Origin of the sequence: Mesorhizobium sp. M1348, from assembly GCF_040317925.1 — a bacterium.
Taxonomy (GTDB): Bacteria; Pseudomonadota; Alphaproteobacteria; order Rhizobiales; family Rhizobiaceae; genus Mesorhizobium.
The window spans coordinates 515964-537500 of the sequence record NZ_JAMYLH010000001.1 but is presented as its reverse complement, the minus strand read 5'-3'; the positions used below and the strand labels follow the sequence as shown (position 1 = coordinate 537500).

17 protein-coding genes and 1 pseudogene (1 of these 18 cut by a window edge) are annotated in these 21537 nt (G+C 63.9%); 5 read left to right on the top strand and 13 right to left on the bottom strand.

Annotation, left to right across the window (positions count from 1 at the left end; all coding sequences use genetic code 11):
• A protein-coding gene (locus NKH13_RS02720) for a M23 family metallopeptidase (RefSeq protein ID WP_352910490.1) crosses the window boundary here: on the top strand, positions 1–771 show its 3' end. It extends 1188 nt beyond the left edge of the window; the window shows 771 of its 1959 coding nt (coding positions 1189–1959); its start codon lies off the left edge, out of view; it ends in the stop codon at positions 769–771.
• A gap of 16 nt (positions 772–787) precedes the next feature.
• On the opposite strand, the gene NKH13_RS02715 is transcribed toward NKH13_RS02720, so the two are convergent.
• On the bottom strand, positions 788–2353 hold the full coding sequence (locus tag NKH13_RS02715) for an MFS transporter (protein WP_352910488.1): 1566 nt from the start codon (positions 2351–2353) through the stop codon (positions 788–790).
• Between the two features lie 168 nt (positions 2354–2521).
• On the opposite strand from NKH13_RS02715, the gene NKH13_RS02710 reads away from it, so the two are divergent.
• The gene (locus NKH13_RS02710) at positions 2522–3154 is read left to right on the top strand and encodes a TMEM175 family protein (RefSeq protein WP_352910485.1); all 633 of its coding nucleotides are present in this window, start codon (positions 2522–2524) and stop codon (positions 3152–3154) included.
• A 166-nt stretch (positions 3155–3320) separates the two neighbouring features.
• On the opposite strand, the gene NKH13_RS02705 is transcribed toward NKH13_RS02710, so the two are convergent.
• The 9 genes and pseudogenes from NKH13_RS02705 to NKH13_RS02665 form a co-directional block, all read right to left on the bottom strand.
• Positions 3321–4802: a L,D-transpeptidase family protein gene (locus NKH13_RS02705; protein WP_352910483.1), complete on the bottom strand. Its 1482-nt coding sequence runs from the start codon at positions 4800–4802 to the stop codon at positions 3321–3323.
• A 238-nt stretch (positions 4803–5040) separates the two neighbouring features.
• Positions 5041–5406, bottom strand: a pseudogene (locus NKH13_RS02700) (MmcQ/YjbR family DNA-binding protein).
• Positions 5407–5536: 130 nt separating this feature from the next.
• Entirely contained in the window at positions 5537–8143 is a 2607-nt protein-coding gene (gene clpB, locus NKH13_RS02695) for an ATP-dependent chaperone ClpB (protein ID WP_352910482.1), read from the bottom strand.
• A gap of 343 nt (positions 8144–8486) precedes the next feature.
• Complete coding sequence (locus NKH13_RS02690) at positions 8487–9428, bottom strand: DUF4167 domain-containing protein (protein WP_352910479.1); 942 nt, start codon at positions 9426–9428, stop codon at positions 8487–8489.
• Positions 9429–9759: 331 nt separating this feature from the next.
• A complete protein-coding gene (prmC, locus tag NKH13_RS02685) occupies positions 9760–10638 on the bottom strand; it encodes a peptide chain release factor N(5)-glutamine methyltransferase (protein WP_352910477.1) in 879 nt (292 codons plus the stop codon).
• On the bottom strand, positions 10631–11710 hold the full coding sequence (gene prfA / locus NKH13_RS02680; protein WP_352910476.1) for a peptide chain release factor 1: 1080 nt from the start codon (positions 11708–11710) through the stop codon (positions 10631–10633). Before prfA ends, prmC begins: the two co-directional genes overlap by 8 nt.
• 8 nt (positions 11711–11718) lie before the next feature.
• Positions 11719–13989 (bottom strand): phosphoenolpyruvate--protein phosphotransferase, encoded by a 2271-nt coding sequence (gene ptsP / locus NKH13_RS02675; protein WP_292661374.1) that lies wholly within the window; start codon positions 13987–13989, stop codon positions 11719–11721.
• 181 nt (positions 13990–14170) lie between these two features.
• Positions 14171–15424: an aspartate kinase gene (locus NKH13_RS02670; RefSeq protein ID WP_254816709.1), complete on the bottom strand. Its 1254-nt coding sequence runs from the start codon at positions 15422–15424 to the stop codon at positions 14171–14173.
• Between the two features lie 185 nt (positions 15425–15609).
• Positions 15610–16176, bottom strand: coding sequence for a putative glycolipid-binding domain-containing protein (locus NKH13_RS02665; RefSeq protein ID WP_352910474.1), 567 nt, complete (start codon positions 16174–16176; stop codon positions 15610–15612).
• A 217-nt stretch (positions 16177–16393) separates the two neighbouring features.
• Between NKH13_RS02665 and ubiG the strand changes: the two genes are divergently transcribed.
• The gene (gene ubiG, locus NKH13_RS02660) at positions 16394–17143 is read left to right on the top strand and encodes a bifunctional 2-polyprenyl-6-hydroxyphenol methylase/3-demethylubiquinol 3-O-methyltransferase UbiG (protein ID WP_352910472.1); all 750 of its coding nucleotides are present in this window, start codon (positions 16394–16396) and stop codon (positions 17141–17143) included.
• 19 nt (positions 17144–17162) lie between these two features.
• Here the strand turns inward: ubiG and NKH13_RS02655 are convergent, their stop codons facing one another.
• A complete protein-coding gene (locus tag NKH13_RS02655; RefSeq protein ID WP_352910471.1) occupies positions 17163–18053 on the bottom strand; it encodes a DMT family transporter in 891 nt (296 codons plus the stop codon).
• Between the two features lie 102 nt (positions 18054–18155).
• Here NKH13_RS02655 and NKH13_RS02650 point away from each other — a divergent pair, with 102 nt between their 5' ends.
• Complete coding sequence (locus NKH13_RS02650) at positions 18156–18641, top strand: MarR family winged helix-turn-helix transcriptional regulator (RefSeq protein WP_352910468.1); 486 nt, start codon at positions 18156–18158, stop codon at positions 18639–18641.
• Between the two features lie 39 nt (positions 18642–18680).
• On the opposite strand, the gene NKH13_RS02645 is transcribed toward NKH13_RS02650, so the two are convergent.
• The gene (locus tag NKH13_RS02645; RefSeq protein WP_352910465.1) at positions 18681–19334 is read right to left on the bottom strand and encodes a Vgb family protein; all 654 of its coding nucleotides are present in this window, start codon (positions 19332–19334) and stop codon (positions 18681–18683) included.
• A gap of 9 nt (positions 19335–19343) precedes the next feature.
• On the bottom strand, positions 19344–20564 hold the full coding sequence (locus tag NKH13_RS02640; protein WP_352910464.1) for a helix-turn-helix domain-containing protein: 1221 nt from the start codon (positions 20562–20564) through the stop codon (positions 19344–19346).
• Between the two features lie 158 nt (positions 20565–20722).
• Here NKH13_RS02640 and NKH13_RS02635 point away from each other — a divergent pair, with 158 nt between their 5' ends.
• Entirely contained in the window at positions 20723–21523 is an 801-nt protein-coding gene (locus NKH13_RS02635; RefSeq protein ID WP_352910462.1) for an SDR family NAD(P)-dependent oxidoreductase, read from the top strand.
• Positions 21524–21537: the final 14 nt, after the last annotated feature.

Sequence of the window (21537 nt, the reverse complement as noted above, 5' to 3'; positions counted from 1 at the left end):
ATGTCCAAGGCGATGACGCAGCGGCTGATCAAGTTGCTGGCATCCAGTGTCGACTTCCAGTCGCGCCTCAATCCCACGGACCGCATCGAGGTGCTGTTCTCGCAGCCGGATGGCGACGACCAGGCCTCCGACGAGTCGGAGCTCCTCTACGTCTCCGCGACTTTCGGCGGCACGACGCGAAATTTCTACCGTTTCCAGATTCAGGACGGCAGCACCGACTATTTCGACGAAAACGGCAGCAGCGCCCAGCAGTTTCTGCTGCGCAATCCCCTGCCCAATGGCCGATTTACGTCCGGGTTCGGTGCCAGGCGCCACCCCATTTTGGGGTATGTGAAAATGCATACCGGCACCGACTGGGCAGCTCCCGTGGGATCGCCGATCATTGCCGCAGGCAATGGCGTTGTCGAAAAGGCCGGCTGGGCCGGCGGCTATGGCAAGCAGATCATCTTGCGTCACGCAAATGGCTACGAGACGTCCTACAATCACCAGAGCGCCTTTGCCAAGGGCATCGAGCCGGGTGTTCGCGTTCGCCAGGGTCAGGTTATCGGCTATCTCGGCTCAACCGGCCTCTCCACCGGTCCGCATCTTCATTACGAACTGATCGTCAACGGCACCAAGGTCGATTCGATGCGCGTCCGCCTGCCGGTCGGCAAGACGCTGAAGGGCGACGACCTCGTCGCCTTCAAGCGCGAGCGCGAACGCATCGACGACCTGCTCAAGCAGGAAGACAGCAATCAGTTGAAGGTAGCGAGCGCCAAGATCGAAGGCTGAGTCGACGTTTTCGTCGTCAGCTCTGCTGATTCGCCGTGTCGCGCGCCCATGGCAGCCGCTCGCCGGAAACCGTCGTCCACGCGATGATTGCCGAAAGCAGGCAAAGCAGCGCGGTCACCGCGGCAACGGCCGCGAATGCCGCGTCGCTGGCGGCAAGTCGTGCCGCGTCGAGGCCGGGCGCCAGGCCGGCGGGCGGCGGTTCGCCGAAGCCCGGAATCCCGGGGCCGGCACCGATGCCGAGCACGCCAGCATAAACCCAGGCCGCCAGCGATCCCATCGCCGCCACGGCGATCAGGCCGCCGATGCGCGAGACGGCGTTGTTGATGCCCGAGGCGGCACCCGTATCCTTGTCCTCGACCGCCGTCATGATGGCGGTCGAGAGCGGCGACACCACCAGCGCCATGCCGAACCCCATCAGCGTCATCAGCGGGAACACCCCCAACCAGAAATTGTGGATCCCCCAATAGGCCAGCAAGGCAAGCCCGGCAAAGGCAAGAGCCACAACCAGACTGCCGCTGGCGACCGGAAAGCGAGGCCCGATGCGGTCGGACCACTGGCCGACCGGTCCGGACAACAATGCGATCAATGCCGACAGCGGCAGGAAGATGAAACCGACCTCGGCCGCGCTCAGCCCCCATCCGGCGATCATGAGCATCGGCAGATAGAACAGATTGGCCGACAGCGCGAAATAAAGGAAGAAGGTCGCCACATTGGCGCCCGCGAACGCGCCGATCCGAAACAGCGACAGGTCGATCATCGGCTCGCGCCGCCGGCGCTCGAAGAGGATGAACACGACGAGCAAAACCGCACCGGCGGCAATACTCGGGCCGGACATCAGCCCCTCTCCCTCGCCGCTCATCGAGGTCAGGCCGTAAGCGAGAGCTCCGAACGCCAATATGGCGAGTGCAGCGCCGCCGAGATCGAGGCTGCGCTTTTCCGCCGGCGCGTCGGCAGGGACCTTGGCCAGCAGAAGATAGATCGAGATAAGACCGAGCGGCAGATTGATGGCGAAGATCGCCCGCCAGATGCCGTCGCCGAATGCCGACAGCACGAAGCCGCCCAGCACCGGGCCGAGCGCCGTCGTCAGTGCCGATGCCGCGGCCCAGATGCCGATCGCCCGCCCGCGTTCCTTTTTTGGATAGGCTTTGGCGATAATGGCCAGGCTGCCCGGCACCATGATGGCCGCGCCGACACCCTGGATAGCCCGAAACGCAATAAGCACCGCCGGGTTAGGCGCCAACGCGCAGGCGAGCGAGGCGGCGATGAACAGGACGATGCCGGCGACAAAGGAGTGGCGCAGGCCGAAGCGATCGCCGGCGGCGCCGCCGACGAGAATGAGGGCTGAAAGCGTCAATGCATAGGCATTGGAAATCCATTGTGCCTCGGCAAGGCTGGCGCCGAGGTCGAGGCGGATCGCCGGCGTCGCAATGGCCAGGACCGATCCGTCGATGAAGCCGAGCGCGGAAGCCAGGATCGCGGCGATCAGCACGAACCGCCGCTGCGCCTGCGGACAGAACGTATCGGCCGGAAGTGAGCCGGTCAGGGGAACGGCGCCGGTACCGACTTTGGTTGGCGTGTGCATGCCGCCTTACCTAGACCGCCCCCACGCCGGCGACAACCGGCCAGCAGGCTGTTCTCGTTGAAACCAGCCCGAACCGGGCCACACAGGCAGGGTCACGCCGATCCGGGTGCAAACGTTAGATGCCGTGCTAAGCTTCTCGCAGCGCTACAGACAACGGGGAAATACCGCATGAAACGACCGCTCGAACCGTCGGCGGAAGGACGCGGGCGCGTCGTCGGCATCACCGACGGCGTGTTCGCCATCGCGCTCACCCTGATCGTTCTCGAGATCAGGGTGCCGGCGCATGAAACGGTGCATTCCGAAAGCGAGTTGATCGCCGCGATCACAGCACTGGCGCCGCGTTTTCTGACCTATGCGCTCAGCTTCCTGACGCTGACCATCTTCTGGTTCGGCCAGCAGGCGCAGCACGGGCTGATTGCAAAATCCGACCGGCGGCTTGCCACGCTGAACCTCTGCTTCCTCGGCTTCATCGCCTTGCTGCCGTTCTCGACCGATCTTTTGGCCGACTTCCTTGAATTTAGGACTGCGGTGCTCGTCTACTGGCTCAATCTTTTTATGCTGGGACTGACGCTGCTCGCCAGTTGGCGCTATGCGGACAAAAACGGCTTCCTTGCCGAAGGTGTCGACGCGGAGACCACCCGAACGGTCTATCTGCGCATCGTCAAGGCGCAGATCCTGTGGGCGGTCGGCGCTGCACTCTGCCTGGTCAGCCCGTTGCTCAGCGTCGGCTTCATCCTGGTGGTGCAGTTGATCTACGCGGCAGCGCTGCGCGCGCCACTGCTGCGCAAGGTCATCGGGTGAATGGAGCGACGCCTGTCCGCTTTAGGGTGTGTTGAGATTCAGGTCAGGCCGAGCCGAAAATGGTGGCTTCCGAGAACCGGAGCGGAGCGTACTTTTGGGTACGTGAGCACCGGAAGCGCAGGAAGCCGCCGTTTGCAGGCCGGCATCACCTGAATATCAACATACCCTACTCGACGAACTCCACCGTCACGCCGGGCGTCACGATCTTGGCAAGCTCGCGCGCGTCCCAATTGGTCAGCCGCACGCAGCCATGGCTTTCGGTCTTGCCGATCTTGGACGGGTCCGGCGTGCCGTGAATGCCGTAGGTCGGCTTGTCGAGCGCAATCCAGACGGAGCCGACCGGGCCGTTCGGCCCCGGCGGGATGGTCAGGATCCTGTCGTTTTCGCCCTGCTTGAAATTGATGTTCGGGTTGTAGGTGTAATTCGGATCCAATGCGACACGCGACACGGTATGCGTGCCGGACGGCGACGGCGTGTCCGACGAGCCGATAGTTGCCGGATAGGCCGCGACCAGCTTGCCCGCCGCATCATAGGCGCGGACCTGCTTGTTGGCCTTGTCGGCGATGATGCGCGCCACCGGCGTCGCCACCAGCCTGCCGAAATTGGCAACCTTGATGATGGTGCCCGGACGATTGAAATTGGCCTCCGGATTGAGCGATTTCAGATAGGTTTCATCCATATGGAAGCGCTCGGCCAGCGCTTCGGGTACCGACGTGTAGCCCATGCGATCGAGTTGGGCCTTTTGGCTGTAGTCCTCCGGTATCGAGGCGACATAGGGGCCGGCCGCATCCTCGGGCGTGATCGTATAGGAGGCGAAGGCATCGCCGCCGGATTGCGCCAGGGCCGCCTGGATGCCGATCGCGTCGGTCGATTTCAGATTGCTGCCGGTGATCTCGTTATAGGCGGCGAGCGCCTTATCGACATTCGAGCCGAAGCGTCCGTCGATGACGCCGGGCGACGCACCGGCACGGTCGAGCAGCACCTGCAGCGCCGCCACGTCCTCGCGGGCGCCGAGCGCAAGCGACGGGTCGACCGCCGTCTTGCCGCCAGTGCTTGGCGGCGGGGCTGTGTCTGGCGGTAAGGCCGCCTGCTCGTTCGGCACTGTCGGCTCGACCGGCTCGATCGAGGCCTCGTTGAGCGGCTGGCGCTCGATAGTGCGCGGCTTCACCGGCTGCGCTGCCTCCGGATAATCGTTGCCGTAGCCGTCATCCCGTGGCGCTTCGGGGAAGGCTTCCACCGAATTGTCGCCATTAAAATCGTAGTCGTCGGCAGGCGGCACGATGATCCTGCCCTCGTCTTCCAACTGCCTGCGGCGGTAACGCGCCATGTCCTGCGGGTCGTCGAGATAATAGCGGTCGTCCTCGACCGGTCCGAGATTGCGCAAGCGCTCGCGGCGCAAGGCGCGGCGGTCGAGCCTGGTTTGCGGCGGCTGGATGGCGATAACCTTGCCGGTCTCCGCATCGACGATGACGCGGTTTCCCCTGGCGTCGTAGTAGATATCGAGATTGCCGTTCTGGGCGATCAGAACGCCGCCCGCATCGGCAGCGCGAACAACCCCCGGCGCGGTGTCCGCCAGGGGTGAGGCCATCGCATTAGAAGCCAGCAGCCCGGCAGCAAGCGCTGAAAGGGTGAAGATGGTGCGCAACATGGTGGCCAAGATTCTCCGGTCCGTAAATGCCGCCGTCGGCGTTGTCCCCTCAGAGCGCCGCGCGTCCTTTCGGACGCGAAAAGGTCGCTCCAATACCTAAATCTCCGCATCGTGCTTTCCGAACATCGAATTCGATCTTCGGGCCGATGCGGCAGGCGAACCCCTTCGACGGCAAATCAGTTGTCAACCATAAGGTTCCAATATGAACCGGGCATGAAGATGGCGGATTTCCGGCCGATCAACCGACAGTGAGCCGCAATTCCTTGCGTGCCTGCTTCGTCAGCTTCAGCGCGACAAGACGGTGGCTTTCGCGCAAATAATCCTTCAGCGCCTCATCATCCATGCTTTCGCTTGTCCGGCGCTGGATCCATTTCATGCCGCGCGAGGCGAGATACGGCGCCGGCCGAAGGCCCGCCTATTCCCTCAGCACATCATAGGCGATATCGGAGCATTTGAAGGTGACGAACGGCTCCTTGCCTTCACTCCAGCCGCCGATCGCAAACACCTTGCTGCCGACTTTCCAGACATGGGCGCCGCCCCACTGCACGACGTGGGTCGTCGAAGGCAGCGAGGCGCAGAAACTGTTGTAGTCGTCCAACGTCATCTGCGCCCCGCCAGTGGTGTTAGACCATCAACCGAAGGTCGGCCGATTTTTCGGAAAAGATCATGGTCAAAATTGAAGATAGGAGTTCCATCCCGATTCGATCGGGATGGAACAGGCACTTGGCTTGAAGTCAGGCGGCCGCCTCGGTTGCCACGACTGCCGGCTTCGAGCGGAAGTTCAAGCGGTCGGAGCCGGCGGTGACCTTGACGGTCGAGCCGTCGAGTATCTCGCCGAGCAGGATCTTTTCCGCCAGCGGATCCTGCAATTCCTTCTGCATCACCCGCTTCAGCGGCCGCGCGCCATAGGCCGGGTCGTAACCCTTGGCCGCCAGCCAGTCGATCGCCTCCTGATCGAGCGAAAGCGATATCTTGCGGTCGACAAGCAGGTTTTCCAGCCGCTTGAGCTGGATTTGGACGATCTGGCCCATATCCTGGCGGCGCAGCCGGTGGAACAGGATCACCTCGTCGATGCGGTTGAGGAATTCCGGCCGGAACGAAGCCCTGACGACGTTCATCACCTCGTCGCGCACGACATCGACATCTTGGTCCTCGCTAAGATTGACGAGATATTCGGCGCCGAGATTGGACGTCATGATGATCAGCGTATTGCGGAAGTCGACCGTACGGCCCTGCCCGTCCGTCAGCCGGCCGTCGTCGAGCACCTGCAGCAGCACGTTGAAGACGTCCGGATGCGCCTTCTCGATCTCGTCGAACAGCACGACCTGATAGGGCCGGCGCCGTACCGCTTCGGTCAGCGCGCCGCCTTCCTCATAGCCGACATAGCCGGGAGGCGCGCCGATCAGCCGGGCGACCGAGTGCTTCTCCATGAACTCCGACATGTCGATACGCACCATGGCGCTCTCGTCGTCGAACAGGAAGCTGGCCAGCGCCTTGGTCAATTCGGTCTTGCCGACGCCCGTCGGCCCGAGGAACATGAACGAGCCGAGCGGCCGGTTCGGGTCCTGCAGGCCGGCGCGCGCACGGCGTACCGCCTTCGACACCGCCTGCACGGCCTCGCCCTGGCCGACGACGCGCTTGCCTATCTCGTCTTCCATGCGCAACAGCTTGTCGCGCTCGCCTTCCAGCATCTTGTCGACCGGGATCCCCGTCCAGCGCGAGACGATATGGGCGACGTGATCGGGGCCGACCACTTCTTCGACCATGCCGGCCTTGCCATCCCTGGCTTCGGCCTGCTTCAGCTGCTTTTCGAGTTCTGGGATCTTGCCATAGGCAAGTTCGCCGGCGCGCTGGAATTCGCCCTTGCGCTGGGCAATGGCAAGTTCGTTGCGCGCCTCGTCGAGCTGCTTCTTGAGGTCGGCGGCAAGCCCGAGCTTCTGCTTCTCGGCCTGCCATTTCGAAGTCAGCTCGGTCGATTCCTCCTCGAGGTTCGAGAGTTCCTTCTCGAGCCGGGCGAGCCGGTCCTTCGAGGCATCGTCCTTCTCGACCTTCAGCGCCTCGCGCTCGATCTTGAGCTGCATGATGCGGCGGTCGATCTCGTCCAGCGCCTCGGGCTTCGAATCGACCTGCATGCGGAGCCGCGACGCGGCCTCGTCGACCAGGTCGATCGCCTTGTCCGGCAGGAAGCGGTCAGCGATGTAGCGGTTGGACAGGGTTGCGGCCGCGACCAGTGCCGAATCCGAGATGCGCACTTTGTGGTGCTGCTCGTATTTCTCTTTCAATCCGCGCAGGATCGAGACGGTGTCTTCGACCGTCGGCTCGTTGACGAAGACCGGCTGGAAGCGGCGGGCGAGGGCCGCATCCTTCTCGACATGCTTGCGGTATTCGTCGAGCGTCGTTGCGCCGACGCAGTGCAGCTCGCCGCGTGCCAGGGCCGGCTTCAGCAGGTTCGACGCATCCATGGCGCCATCCGCCTTGCCGGCGCCGACCAGGGTGTGCATCTCGTCGATGAACAGGATGATGCCGCCGGCGGCAGACGTGACTTCGGAAAGCACCGCCTTCAGCCGCTCCTCGAACTCGCCGCGGTATTTGGCGCCGGCGATCAGCGACCCCATGTCGAGCGCCATAAGTTGCTTGTCCTTGAGCGATTCCGGCACATCGCCATTGACGATGCGCAGCGCCAGCCCTTCGGCAATCGCCGTCTTGCCGACGCCGGGCTCGCCGATCAGCACCGGATTGTTCTTGGTGCGCCGCGACAGCACCTGGATGGTGCGGCGGATTTCGTCGTCGCGGCCAATGACGGGATCGAGCTTGCCCGCACGGGCGTCCGCCGTCAGATCGCGCGCGTATTTCTTCAGCGCGTCGTAGCCCTGCTCGGCACTCGCCGAATCGGCGGTGCGACCTTTACGTACGTCGTTGATGACCTGGTTCAACGCCTGCGGCGTGACACCGGCCTTGGCCAAGATGTCGGCGGTCTTGGCCGACTTTTCCATGGCCAGCGCCTGCAATAGCCGTTCGACGGTGACGAAGCTGTCACCGGCCTTCTTGGCCAGTTCCTCGGCGGTTGAAAACACCTTTGCCAGCGGCTGCGCCAGATAGAGCTGGCCATTGCCGCCTTCGACCTTGGGCATTGCCTCCAGTGCCGTTTCGACACCGAGCTTGACGTCACGGACATTGCCGCCGGCGCGCTCGATCAGTGACGCAGCCAGGCCTTCGTCGTCGTCGACAAGGACCTTGAGGATATGCTCGGGGGTGAATTGCTGGTGATTGCGGGAAAGCGCCATGGTTTGCGCGGACTGGATAAAGCCGCGCACGCGCTCGGAATATTTTTCAAGATTCATGCCTGTCTCCTTCCGTCACCGGCCCGCTTCGCGGCACCGGATCAGATTGCGGTGACGGACCCGCCCGTTCGAGCCGGATCCTGTGTTCACGCAAGATATGGGACGCAAACCACGGACCCTCAAGACGCCTCGACACTGGCGGACGCATAATATCCCGAGCGCGCAAAACAAAAACGGCGGAGATTTCTCTCCGCCGTCTATGCATGTCGCGCAAAAGTGTGCAGCGGTTTTGCGATAACGACATGCATCAAAACAAGAACCTAAAACGCGTAGTATGAGGCCGGTCGAACGCGACGCTCTTTAGAGTAAAGGATGCGCTGAGATCGGCTGAACGTTTTTTCGATCAATTCTCGACGTCTGCGATCACAGCTTGACCGTCGGGGCCTTCAGCCGGCGCTGCATCGACATTGCCAGCGTCGGTGTTGCCAGTTTCAGCATTGCTTGTCTCGGCACTGTCAGGGCCGGCGTTGTCGTTGCCGCCATTTGCCTGTTCGACATCGAGGCGCGGGCGACGCGGACGCCTGGGGCGGCGGGCCGGGCTGTTTTCGGCAGCGGCTTCGTTGAGCTCGGCCTGGGCGGCGAGACCCGCCGGCGAAAGGTTGTCGAATTGCGGTGCGGGCTCACCCACAAAGACCGGCTCAGCGGCCGGCACGGGCTCCGCCTGCGCCGGAACCTCGTCGCGCCGTGGCTGTTCGACGCGCTGGCCACCCTGCTCGCCGCGCGAGGCATATTCGCCGCGCTGGCCGTTCTGGCCGTAACCGCCATTGGGGCGACGGTCGCGGTGGCGTCCGCTATTGTTGTCGCGGCCGTCACGGTTATCGCGGCCGCCCCGATTGTCGCGGCTGTTTTCCTGGTTCAGCGCCAGCTCGGCCGGCGTGCCATCGATGACCGGCTGCGGGCCAGCACCGTGATTGGCCGAAGCCGAAGCCTCGTTGGCATTGTTGTTGCCGGCATTGTCGAACTCGTCGCGATCCTCGTCGCCGTCATCGTCGAAATCGTCGCGATTCTGCTGCGCGTTCTGGATCGGCATCTGCGCCTGAGCGGCTGCGATGATGCGGTTATAGTGCTCTGCATGCTGGAGATAGTTTTCCGCCATCACCCGGTCGCCGGAGCTTTGCGCGTCACGGGCAAGGGTTGCGTACTTCTCGGCAATCTGCTGAGCCGATCCGCGGATCTTCACGTCCGGGCCGTTGCTCTCATAGTTGCGCGTCAGGGGATTCGGCCCCTTACGATTGTTGTTGTTATTGTTGTTGCCGCCGCCGCCATTGTTGTTGCGACCGCGCATGCGCCTGTTTTGCTGTTGTGGCCTCATTAGACTCTCTTCACTTTGAAATTTTCGAAAAACTCTTCACGAACGGAGGCGCTCATGCGGCCAGCCGTTTCGTTCCTTCACCGGCGTTCGCCCGCATCAATTGCGTTGGCGCCACGTGCCATCCTGTTCCGGTTACTTCACTTGCCGGACGATTCCCGCACGAAGCTTGGGCGTCGTTTGCGCAAGAAGGCAGCTATTTCCAAGGAAAACCGAATCGCTAAGAGCACTGCCTGCTTCGTCTCATCCGGTTAAGGCGACCCTAGCCGCATTCCCCGGTATTGCCAAGCGCTTTTTTCGCACTGCATCACGGCTTCCACCGTTCGAACGCAAGAACTCTGTCGTTTCCGCCGAGATCACGAAACGCCCCGACCGAACGGTACCCGGCCGCGGAGAATATCTCCGTAACCTGTTGGTGCTGCGTATGGCCGATCTCGACCGCAATCCTGCCTTGGAGTTCCAAATACGCTGCCGCTCCTGCGGCGATTTTCCTGTAGGGGCTCAGACCGTCCACGCCGCCATCGAGGGCCTGGCGTGGATCGAAACCGCGGACCTCGTCCTGCAGATTTCCAATGTCGTCTGAGGGTATATAGGGAGGGTTTGCGACAATTACATGGTACCGGCCAGAAACTTTTTCAAACCAGTCGGATTTGAGCGGCGTGAACCGGCCGGCGAGCCCCAATTCCCCGGCATTACGCATGGCTGTGGCCAGCGCCTCCTGCGAAATGTCGACGCCGGTGGCGGTCGCGGCCGGAACGGCGCTGAGCAGCGCCAGCGCGATGGCACCGGCACCCGTCCCTAGATCGAGGATGCGGCAGCCGCCCTCGCGTGCCGCCATTGCCTTGATGAAGGGCAGCACCGCCTCGACCAGCGTTTCGGTATCCGGCCGTGGCTCCAGCGTTTGCGGCGAAAGCGAAAGGCGCAAGCCGTAGAATTCGCGGTAGCCAAGGATCCGGTGTACCGGCTCGCCGGCGATGCGCCGCCGCAAGGCGGCTTCGATTGCCGCCGTCACGTCCGCATCGACCGCTCGCCCGGGATCGGCGACGGCCTGCGTGCGACTGGTGCCGGAAAAATGCTCGACGATCAGCCTGGCATCGAGCGCCGGATCCGCAACCCCGGCTGCGGCAAGCCGGTTTCGCGCCTCCCGCAGCAGCGGCGCAAGCGTGGCGGGCAGGCTGTCAGCCATCGATGCCGATATCGGCGAGCAGCTTCGACTGGTGATCGGCGATCAGCGCGTCGATGATCTCGTCGAGCTCGCCCATCATCACCCGGTCGAGCTTATAGAGCGTCAGGTTGATGCGATGATCGGTGACGCGACCCTGCGGAAAATTATAGGTGCGGATGCGTTCCGAGCGGTCGCCCGAGCCAACCTGCGACTTGCGCGATTCGGAACGTTCCTCGTCCGCCTTGCTGCGCTCGAGGTCGTAGAGCCTGGCGCGCAGGATCTGCATGGCCTTCGCCCGGTTCTGGTGCTGCGACTTCTCTGCCTGCACCACCATGATGCCGGTCGGCAGATGGGTGATGCGCACGGCCGAATCGGTGGTGTTGACGTGCTGGCCGCCGGAACCCGAGGCGCGCATCGTGTCGATGCGGATGTCTTCTGCCCTGATCTCGATATCGACCTCTTCGGCTTCCGGCAGCACCGCGACCGTCGCCGCCGAGGTATGAATGCGTCCGCCCGCCTCGGTCGTCGGCACACGCTGCACCCGGTGCACGCCGGATTCAAACTTCAAATGGGCAAAGACGCCCTTGCCCGAAACGGTGGCTATGATTTCCTTGTAGCCGCCGACCTCACCCTCGCTGGCCGACACCGTCTCGAAACGCCAGCCACGCGCCGCGGCATAGCGCTCGTACATGCGAAACAGGTCGCCGGCGAAAAGCGCCGCCTCGTCACCGCCGGTGCCGGCGCGGATTTCGAGGATGGCGTTCTTGTCGTCGGCGGCATCCCTTGGCAACAGCAGGATCTGGATGTCCTTCTGCAGCGCCTCGATGCGATCTTTGACCTCCGGCAGGTCGGCCTCGGCCAAGGCGCGCATCTCGGCGTCGGTGCCCTTGTCGGCGAGCATCGCCTCCAGATCGGCCTGTTCGCGCTCGGCGGCGCGCAGTGTCCTGATCTTTGCCGCCATCTCCTGGATGTCAGCATATTCGGAGGCCATCCTGACATAGGCATCCGGCGCCGGCCCGGCAGACATCTGCGCTTCGAGCATGTCGAAACGCTTGACGACTTGATCCATACGGTCGCGGGGCAGGTTGATCATGGCGAAGTCTATAGCGGTATAGAGCGGTCGTCGGCAAAGGCTTGCAGCAGCGCCCGCATCGGCAGGCCATGCGCCGGCGCCATCAGATTGTCGTCGAAGAACGCTTCCAGCTCGCTGAGCGGCAGTTCCGTAAGCATCGCCTTGACCGGGCCGATCGATGCCGGCGACATCGAGATCGAGCGGTAGCCAAGGCCGATCAGCGCCATCGCCGAAATCGGCTTGCCGGCAAGTTCGCCGCACAGGGTCACCGGCGTATGGTTGCGCGCCCCGGCGTCGGCAATCTGCTTCAGGACGCGCAGGAACGGCGTCGAGAGCGGGTCGAAGCGGTCGGACAATTGGGTGTTGCCGCGATCCACCGCCATGACGAACTGGAACAGGTCGTTCGAGCCGACCGAGACGAAATCGACCGCCTTCATCAGCTCGTCGAGCTGGAACAGCAGCGACGGTACCTCCAGCATCGCCCCGAGCTTCAGGCTGGTCGGCAAATGATGGGCAAAACGCGACAGATGCCGCACCTCGCGATCGATGATCTCGCGCGCCTGCGCGATCTCGCCGAGTTCGGTCACCATTGGCAGCATCAGCTTCAGTTCGCGCCCGCCGCACGCCTTGAGCAGCGCGCGGATCTGGGTGCGCAGCAATCCGGGCCGGTCGAGCGTCAGGCGGATGGCGCGCCAGCCGAGCGCCGGGTTCTCTTCCTGAATCGAGCCCTTGAAATACGGCAGCACCTTGTCGCCGCCGATATCGATGGTGCGGAACGTCACCGGCTTGCCGCGCGCCGCCTCGAGCACGTCACGATAGAGCCGCTCCTGGGCTTCGGCGCGCGGAAAGGTCGAAGCGACCATGAATTGCAGCTCGGTGCGGAACAGGCCGATGCCGGCCGCGCCGGCTTCGGCCAGTTGCGGCAGATCGACCGCCAGCCCGGCATTCATCAGAAGATCGACCTGGACACCGTCCTTGGTCACCGACGGCTTCTTGCGCAGTTCGCGGTAGACCTCCTGCCGTCGCGCCCTGAAGCGCACTTTCTCGGCATAGGCCGCCTCGAGGTCTGGCTGCGGGCGCAGATGGATCGCGCCTTCCTCGCCGTCGACGATGATGGCATCGCCGTTTTCCGCCATGGAAACGGCGCCCTTCATCTGGCCGGCGACGGGTATGCCCATGGCCCGCGCCACGATGACGACATGGCTGGTCGCGGCGCCGTCCTCCAGCACCAGCCCGCGCAGTTTGTCCCTGGGATAATCGAGCAGCTCGGCAGCCCCCATCGAGCGAGCGACGATGATGGCGTCCTTGGGCAGCGAGGCCGCGACGTCTTCCGGACCGCGCCCCATCAGCTGCCGCAACAACCGATTGGCGAGATCGTCGAAATCGCTCATCCGTTCGCGCAGGTACGGATCGGTCATGTGCAGCATGCGGGCACGCATGTCGCTCTGCACCTTTTCGACCGCCGCTTCGGCCGTCAGGCCGTTGCGGATCGCCTCCTCGAGCCGGCGTACCCAGCCGCGGTCGTTGGCGAACATGCGATAGGCTTCAAGCACCTGGCGATGCTCGCCCTCGAAGGCGACGTCGCGGCGCTCCAGCATGTCGTCGATGGACAGCCTGAGCGAGCCGAGGGACGCGTCGAGCCGCCTGACCTCTTCCTCGCTGTCCTCGTTGAAAAGATTGGTGACGACGATGCGCGGCTCGTGCAGCACCACATGGCCGAGACCGACGCCTTCGTTGAAGGACAGGCCGGTAAAGCTTACCGGGCGGCGCAGATCGAGCTCGAGACCGGGCCTTGTCAGCCGCTCCAGATCGCCGGTGGCGATCATCTCGGCGATCACCATCGCCGTTGTTTCCAGCGCCTCGACCTCGTCGTCGCGATAATGGCGCATGGTCTTGTTCTGCACGACCAGAACGCCGAGCGTCCGCCCTGCCCGCAGCACCGGCACGCCGAGGAAGGAATTGTATATTTCTTCCCCGGTCTCCGGCAGGTAGGCGAAGGCAGGATGCTCCTGTGCATTGGAGAGGTTGAGCGGCCGCGCCGAGGCCGCGATCGTGCCGACCAGGCCTTGGCCCAGCCTGAGCTGCGCCAGGTGGACGGCGTTCGGGTTCAGGCCTTCGGTGGCGTAGAGTTCGAGCACCGAATCGGCGCGCAGAACATAAAGCGAGCAGACCTCGGCAACCATGTTGGAGGCGATGTCGCGCACGATTCGGTCAAGCCGCTCCTGCGGCTCCAGCGGCTCTTGCATGAGCTCGCGGAGCCGTTTCAGCAAAACGCGCGGGCCACTGGCCGAATCACGCATCGCGGCTTCTTCTCCAATAGCGTTTCAACCGGTGCAGGTTGCCCTGCACAGCGGCACAAACGCAACAACTCAATTAGAGCGCCATCGTCCAATTGGACGCATAAAGGCCGCTCCAAGACTTTCGATCCGCTGCATCGTGCTTTCCGAAAATCGACTCCGATTTTCGGGCCGATGCAGTCTGCTACTGCTTATCCAGACCGTACACGGAATGCAAAGTGCGAACTGCTAGTTCCGTATAGGGACCGTCGATCAGGATCGAAATCTTGATTTCGGACGTTGTGATGGCGCGGATGTTGATCGCGCGGTCGGCCAGGGCCTTGAAGGCGGTGGCGGCGACGCCGGCATGGCTGCGCATGCCGATGCCGATGACCGAGACCTTCGACATGCCGGCTTCCGACTGCACCACATCGTAGCCGATCGTCGCCTTCAGCCGCTCGAGCACGGCAAGCGCCTTGTCGACGTCGCCGGATGGCACGGTGAAGGTCATGTCAGTGAACTTGCCGTCCTCGGAAATGTTCTGGACGATCATGTCGACATTGATGTTGGCCTCGGCCAGCGGCCCGAAAATGCCGGCGGCGACGCCCGGCCGGTCGCCGACGCGGCGCAGCGAAATCTGCGCTTCGTCCTTGGCATAGGCAATTCCGGTGACGACCTGCTGTTCCACGATCTCTTCCTCGTCGCAAATAAGCGTTCCCGGCGGATTGAGCAAATCCCCCATTCCGGGTGCATCGGGATCGTCGAAGGACGACCGCACAAAGGTACGCACCCTGTGCACCATGGCAAGCTCGACCGAGCGCACCTGCAGGACCTTGGCCCCCAGCGAGGCCATTTCTAGCATTTCCTCGAAGGAAATCTTGGCCAGCCGCCGCGCCTTCGGCTCGATGCGCGGATCGGTCGTGTAGACACCGTCGACATCGGTGTAGATATCGCAGCGGTCGGCCTTGACCGCCGCGGCGATGGCGACTGCGCTGGTATCGGAACCGCCGCGGCCGAGCGTTGCGATCCGATTATCCGGCCCGATGCCCTGGAAACCGGCGACCACCGCCACCTGGCCTTCGCCGAAGCGCTTGATCAGGAACGCACCGTCGATATCGAGAATGCGCGCCGCGCCATGCGCGTTATCGGTCTTGATCGGGATCTGCCAGCCTTGCCAGGAGCGGGCGTGCACGCCGATATTCTGCAGCGCGATCGCCAGCAAGCCGGCGGTGACCTGCTCGCCGGACGCGACGACGGCGTCATATTCGCGCGCATCGTGCATCGGCGAGGCCTCGCGCGTCCATTGCACGAGCTCGTTGGTCTTGCCGGCCATCGCCGAGACCACGACGGCGACCTCATGGCCGGCATCGACCTCGCGTTTGACATGACGCGCCACATTGCGGATGCGGGCGATGTCGGCGACGGACGTTCCGCCGAATTTCATCACGATGCGCGCCATGGAAGCGAAATGCCTTTGACTGGATGCCGGACCGAAGGCCGAAGAGCGAAAAATGCGCCAAGCTGTGGCCGGGCGCTCAATGCGCGGCCTCCTTAGCCAAATGACAGTCGTTTCGCAAGGCGTGCCGCCGCTGCCGGCCGGGCGACACACCAGCGCAGCATCGCGCCTGCAAAATGGTGCGCGCTTCAGCCCAGCTGTGCTGTGGCTCTCCACAGACGCGGATAGTCGACGACGAAGCCTAGCGGCGAGACCTCCAGCATCTCGTTGTAGCCGAACAGCGGCGCGGCATAGGCGTAGTGTGCCGCATCGACGCGCTGATAGGTCTGTTCGAGGCGCACGAGCCTGAGTTCGGGAAATGTCAGATAGGCTGCCGGGGCGGGCGTCGCCGTGCCGGCATCGAGGGCAAAACGGCGAAGCGCCAAAAGGTTCGTGGCGGGCGTGAAGCCGAGATCGACATCGATGAGACCGTCGACTTCCGCTTGATGCTCGCCGTTCAGCGTCCATTGGCGCTCGGTCAGCCGGTCGATCCTGTAATGCAGCTCTTGCGTGCCGAGGAAACCGTCGGCGCGCGCCGATCGTGTATGCCAATCGGCGTCGCAGTCCACCTCGTAGGCGATGCTGCACGGCTTGCCGTCCTGGACGAAAAGCGCGTGTCCCCTGAGGTCCCACCCGGAACTCGCTTCCGACAGCAGGCAAGCGTCGTGGCCTTCCTGGTCAAGCCGGCGCCAAAGAATGGAAGCTACCATCCGCATCGTTTTGCACTCCTTCGAGCACGATGTCTCTGCTTCGTCCGCCAGAGCCTAGGTGTTTCCTTCCGACACACCATCAACTGACACGTGCTGACACAAATGCAGCCGGCAAAAGGCGGCGCCGGCAGGCATGGCGCGCATCGCGCCGCCGGCGGTGAATTTCGCGCCTTGACATTCGCAGCCTCGCGCCCGACTTCCTAGCGTCCGAGGAGACCACACCATGCCAGAGCCCCGACGATCGACGATCGATGCCGGAGAGGTGGAACGCTTTTCCGCCCTTGCCGCCGAATGGTGGAACCCGAACGGCAAGTTCCGCCCGTTGCACAAGTTCAACCCGATCCGGCTTGCCTATATCCGCGACCAGGTGGCGGCTCGCTTCGGCCGCGACCCGCGTGCGGCACGGCCGTTCGAAGGCCTGCGCTTCCTCGACATAGGCTGCGGCGGCGGACTTTTGTGCGAGCCGATGGCTAGGCTTGGCGCCGAAGTGGTCGGCGCCGATGCCTCGGCCACAAACATCGAAGTGGCCAAGCTGCATGCTGCGGAAGTCGGCGTGAGCGTGGATTACCGCGCCACCACCGCGGAAGACCTGGCCGACGCCGGCGAAAAATTCGACGTGATCCTCAACATGGAAGTGGTCGAGCATGTCGCCGATGTCGATCTGTTCCTGGCCAAATGCGGCGAGATGGTCAAGCCCGGCGGCATCATGTTCGTCGCCACCATCAACCGCACTCTGAAGGCCCTGGGCCTGGCCATCATCGGCGCCGAATATGTGCTGCGCTGGCTGCCCCGCGGCACCCACCAGTTCGGCAAGCTGGTGCGCCCCGAGGAACTCGAAAAAGCGCTTGCCGGCGCCGGCCTGACCGTCATCGACCGCACCGGGGTCACCTACAGCCCGCTCGCCGACCGCTGGCAGCGCTCGAAGGACATGGACGTCAACTACATGGTGCTGGCGGAGAAGGCATCCGTCTGAAACTTACGCCTTCTGGCCCCTATGTCTTCTGGCTTTGCGCCTTGGTGGTGATGAACACGCCGGCGGTGATGATGATGGCACCGGCCCAGGTCAGCAATTGATAGCGCTCGCCTAGGAAGAGCGTCCCGGCAAACAGCCCGACCGCCGCCGCGACATAGCCGATCTGGCTGAGATAGACCGGGCCGCCGACGGCTTGCAGCCGGAAGAAGAAGGCGAACATCGCCGAGGCTGATGCCACCTGTGCCGCAGCGACCAGCGGCACGCCGCCGAGCGAGCCGAATGCATTGCCGCCCAGCAGGACCAGAATGCCGGCAAGCAGCATCAAGGCTGCTGCCAGATGGCTGCCGACGGCAAGCTCGATCGGGCCGGTGCCTTCGGGCCAGTCGACGGTGCGGTAGATGTTACCGGCGGCGAGGCTGACCGGAATGAGCAGGCCCATCGCCACCCAGAAAAATTCGGCCGGCTGGCCCGCTTCGCCGCGCGTCACCGCCACCATGACTGCGCCGACGAAACCGACGGCAATGCCGACAACGCCCAGCATGGTCGGCCGCCTGACCCCGAGCAGCATCGAGAACACCAGCGTGACGACCGGCGACAGCGTGAACATGATGCCGCTGTAGCCGGCACCCAGATGCGGAATGGCTGAAAACATCAGCAGATTGGGGATTGCGTAGGAGACGGCCGCGGTGACGAAGAAATAGCGCAGCCTGTGCGGCGTAAGCCGCATGCGCTTCCCGTTGAGCAGCAATGCGCACAAAAGCACACCGCCGGCACCAAGCGAGATGACGAAGGCCCAGACCATGGCGGGCACGCCGGCCGCCGTCGCGATCTTGCCGAACGGCAGCGTCAGGCCGAGCAGTCCACCGGTGACGACCAGAAGGCCAAGCGCCGAGTCCCAGAGAAATTTCATCGCACCGTCCCGTCGCCCGTTCGCGGCCCCTTGGCCTACACCACAAGCTGAGGTAAGATAATATAAAGATTCTTCACGTCAAGATACATAACGGTGAGAGACATGGATCGCGCGGCAAAAGCGATCGAGCAGTGGAAAAAGGAACGGCCGGATCTCGATGTCTCGCCGATGGCCGTGCTCGGACGGCTGCACGAGGCCGCCTCGCTGATCGCGCGAGAGCGGCTGGCGCCGCTGTTTGCAAGTTACGGGCTGCAATCCGGAGAATTCGACGTGCTGGCGACGCTGCGTCGTTCCGGGCCGCCCTACGCGCTGACGCCGACGGCTCTCTACGAGGCGACGATGGTGACGTCGGGCGCGATGACCAACCGCCTCGATCGGCTCGAGAAATCCGGCCTGATCAAGCGCGGGCCGCATCCCGACGATCGCCGCGGGATTGTCGTTCAGCTGACTAAAAAGGGTCTGGCGTTGATTGACGAGGCGGTTGCCGCTCACGTCGCCAACGAGCACCAGATACTTTCTGGGTTGGCACGCCCGGAGCAGATCATGCTGGCCCGCCTGCTCGAAAAACTGATAGCGAGCCTGAGCTAACCGAACCGGCCAAGGAGCGGGCCGAGGGGATGGAAAAGCTCAAATCTTGGCCGCCGAGCCTCGTTTGGGCCGGCGAACGGCCCTGATCTTGCCGCTGTTTCCGCCGCCACAGAAAAACTGGTCGCCGCCATCGGATTCGAGCCCCGACACGCCTGTTCCCGGCGGCATATCGAGCTTCTCCAGGACCTTTCCCGTTTCAGGATCGATCCGCCGGACATCGCTCTCCTCACCCTCCCAGGTGCCATGCCACAGCTCGCCGTCGACCCAGCTGACGCCGGTGACGACGCGGTTGGAAACGATGGTGCGAAGGATTGCTCCTGTCTCGGGATCGACCTGATGAATCTTTCGGCCCCGGTGCTGCCCGACCCAGAGCGTTCCTTCGGCCCAGGCGAGCCCGGAATCACCGCCGTTGCCAGGAGCCGGGATCGACGCCAGCACCTGGCCATTCTTCGGATCGATCTTCTGGATGCGATCCTCGGCGATCTGATAGAGGTACTGGCCGTCGAAAGCCGTTCCGGCGTGTGCCGCAACATCGATCGAGCGCACCACTTTGCCGGTCGCTGGATCGAAGGCGTTCAATCTGTCGCCTGACGCAAACCAGACATGCTCACCGTCGAAGGTAACGCCGTCCACGTGGTCGACACCCGGAAAGGGTCCATATTCACGGAGGATTTCGGCAGAGGATCGTTTCATAATTCCATCCTAGTAGCCCGGCAGTGGGCCGGGGAGTAACAAGATCGTCGGGAAACCCGGCAGCGGCGGGGTCATCCAGCGACGCGCCCGCCCGCGGCCGAACGACTGCACCTTGCGGGCCTGGGCGAGCTGCTCGAGCGCCCGCTGCACGGTACGCGAACTGGCTCCAAGCGCAATCGCCAGGGCCGAACTCGACCAAGACTCGCCGTCGGCGAGGAAGGCGAGCACGGCGGCATGCTCTTCTTCGACGGGTGGCGCCAGCACGACGACCTCACCTGCGCGGCGCGGTGCCAGCGCAAAGCCCCGCTTCGTCGCGCTCACATCCGCCAAGCTCCGAAGCTCCGCGCGAAGCCGCCCGGCTTCGACGCGCAGCCGCGCGCGATGTGATTCGTCCGCGTCCTTTCCGCGGAAAGCACGCGCAATAAGCGTCGATCTTGTTACGTCCCCCGGCCAGGCTTCGGCCAGCGCGCGGGCCAGCGCGAACAGCACCGGGCGGGTCGCCAGCGAGACGACGGTATCTGCGACTCGAACGACATTGCGACACGCATCCACCACGAGCGCCCCCGACGCCAGGAGGGCTTCGACTTCGTCGAGCAGGAGGGGCCGTTCCTCGCCGCGCACGACAAGTCGTGCGGCCGGCGTGTCCAGCACCAGCGATGCGCTCTCCACCTCCGCCATCAGCGCGGGGATGCCGGACGCGCGCGCCGCCCGCGCCGCCAGGTCAAGGGCGGCGCGCGCAGGGCCGGTCCGCAAGCGGCGGATGGCGATGCCGGCGACAGCCAGCTCGTGGGCAGCCCGCGATGCCGGCGGCAGTGGCGAGGGATCGAAGCCGTCCAGCCTGCGCTCGGCTTCGTCGAGATGGCCGATCAGCAGCAGGCGCCGGACTTCGAGATTGCGCGCATGCGCGGCGTTGACGCGGTCGCCATGCTTTTCAAGCGTCGCCCGCGCGGCGTCGAGTGCCTTGGCCGGCCAGGTAAGGTCGCGCGAGACGAGCGCGATCTCGGCCTCGGCGACTATACACCTCGCGCGGGCCACTGCCTCCCTCGGGCTGAATGCGTGCGCCGCCCTCTTGAGGAGAACCTTCGCCCTATTCAGGTCGCCAAGCTGCGCCATCGCGATACCGCGCAACGCCAGTGCCGGCGCATCATCGCGCAGCGCAATCCGCTTCAAGGCGCCGAGCGGATCGCCCGCCGCAAGCGCATGCGCTGCGGCCGTGATCAGCGAGTCCATCGGAATCCCGTCACACTTGTCACTCCCACGGCTTCGACATCCGGCGCTAAGTCCATCTCACCAACCAGTCGTATCGACAACGGCGACTGTAGCCAACCTGAGTTGCGACGCGATTGTGCACTAGCTCGAACGCAACGATAAGCACTAGGAGAGACGCAATGAAGATCGAAGGTTCAACCATCCTGGTGACTGGAGCCAATCGGGGCATCGGTCGGGCACTGGTCGAGGAAGCCCTGAGCAGAGGCGTAAAGCGCGTCTTCGCCGCAACCCGCCAACCAATGGCCCACCCGGACCGGCGTGTGACGTCCCTGACCATGGATGTGACCAACGCTGCGCAGATCCGGGAGGCCGTCGAGAAGATCGATGCTCTCGATATCCTCATCAACAACGCCGGCGTATCGCCCTTCGATGACCTCAGCGACCGTCGTGTGCTCGAACAACAGCTCGCCGTAAACCTCTTCGGCTCGTATGACGTTACCCAGGCACTGCTGCCGTTGCTGGCCCGGTCGCGGGGAGCCATCGTCAACATTCTGTCGCTGGCCTCGATTGCCGCCGTGCCGTTCAGTCCGGCCTACTCGGTCTCGAAGGCGGCCTCATTCTCCCTGTCACAGTCGCTGCGCACCCTCCTGGCCGGACGGGGTGTCAGCGTCCACAGGGTCCTTCCCGGCCCCGTGGACACGGACATGACCCGGGGCCTGGACATAGCGAAGGCCTCTCCGGAGTCTGTCGCGCGGGCAATCCTGGACGGCGTGGAGAACGGCGAGGAGGAAATCTTCCCCGATCCCATGTCGGAATCCCTGGCGGAGGGCTGGCGCAGCAGTGCGATCAAGGCGCTTGAACGCCAGTTTGCAGCCTATGCGGAAGCAAGCCCGTCCAGTGAAGCAAGCCCGTCAGGCAGTGGGCATGAAGGAAAAAGCGAAACGATTACCCGAGAAGCCCATCCTTGCTGCTCGGCCTGAAACTGCGAACGCTT

Bases quoted from the DNA above. Each gene is read 5' to 3' on its own strand.
- prmC (WP_352910477.1), bottom strand. From the start codon at position 10,638: ATGGCTGACAGCCTGCCCGCCACGCTTGCGCCGCTGCTGCGGGAGGCG.
- NKH13_RS02670 (WP_254816709.1), bottom strand. From the start codon at position 15,424: ATGGCGCGCATCGTGATGAAATTCGGCGGAACGTCCGTCGCCGACATC.
- NKH13_RS02665 (WP_352910474.1), bottom strand. From the start codon at position 16,176: ATGCGGATGGTAGCTTCCATTCTTTGGCGCCGGCTTGACCAGGAAGGC.
- NKH13_RS02645 (WP_352910465.1), bottom strand. From the start codon at position 19,334: ATGAAACGATCCTCTGCCGAAATCCTCCGTGAATATGGACCCTTTCCG.
- ubiG (WP_352910472.1), top strand. From the start codon at position 16,394: ATGCCAGAGCCCCGACGATCGACGATCGATGCCGGAGAGGTGGAACGC.
- NKH13_RS02650 (WP_352910468.1), top strand. From the start codon at position 18,156: ATGGATCGCGCGGCAAAAGCGATCGAGCAGTGGAAAAAGGAACGGCCG.
- NKH13_RS02655 (WP_352910471.1), bottom strand. From the start codon at position 18,053: ATGAAATTTCTCTGGGACTCGGCGCTTGGCCTTCTGGTCGTCACCGGT.
- NKH13_RS02705 (WP_352910483.1), bottom strand. From the start codon at position 4,802: ATGTTGCGCACCATCTTCACCCTTTCAGCGCTTGCTGCCGGGCTGCTG.
- ptsP (WP_292661374.1), bottom strand. From the start codon at position 13,989: ATGCGTGATTCGGCCAGTGGCCCGCGCGTTTTGCTGAAACGGCTCCGC.
- NKH13_RS02640 (WP_352910464.1), bottom strand. From the start codon at position 20,564: ATGGACTCGCTGATCACGGCCGCAGCGCATGCGCTTGCGGCGGGCGAT.
- NKH13_RS02690 (WP_352910479.1), bottom strand. From the start codon at position 9,428: ATGCGCGGTCGCAACAACAATGGCGGCGGCGGCAACAACAATAACAAC.
- prfA (WP_352910476.1), bottom strand. From the start codon at position 11,710: ATGATCAACCTGCCCCGCGACCGTATGGATCAAGTCGTCAAGCGTTTC.
- clpB (WP_352910482.1), bottom strand. From the start codon at position 8,143: ATGAATCTTGAAAAATATTCCGAGCGCGTGCGCGGCTTTATCCAGTCC.
- NKH13_RS02710 (WP_352910485.1), top strand. From the start codon at position 2,522: ATGAAACGACCGCTCGAACCGTCGGCGGAAGGACGCGGGCGCGTCGTC.
- NKH13_RS02715 (WP_352910488.1), bottom strand. From the start codon at position 2,353: ATGCACACGCCAACCAAAGTCGGTACCGGCGCCGTTCCCCTGACCGGC.
- NKH13_RS02635 (WP_352910462.1), top strand. From the start codon at position 20,723: ATGAAGATCGAAGGTTCAACCATCCTGGTGACTGGAGCCAATCGGGGC.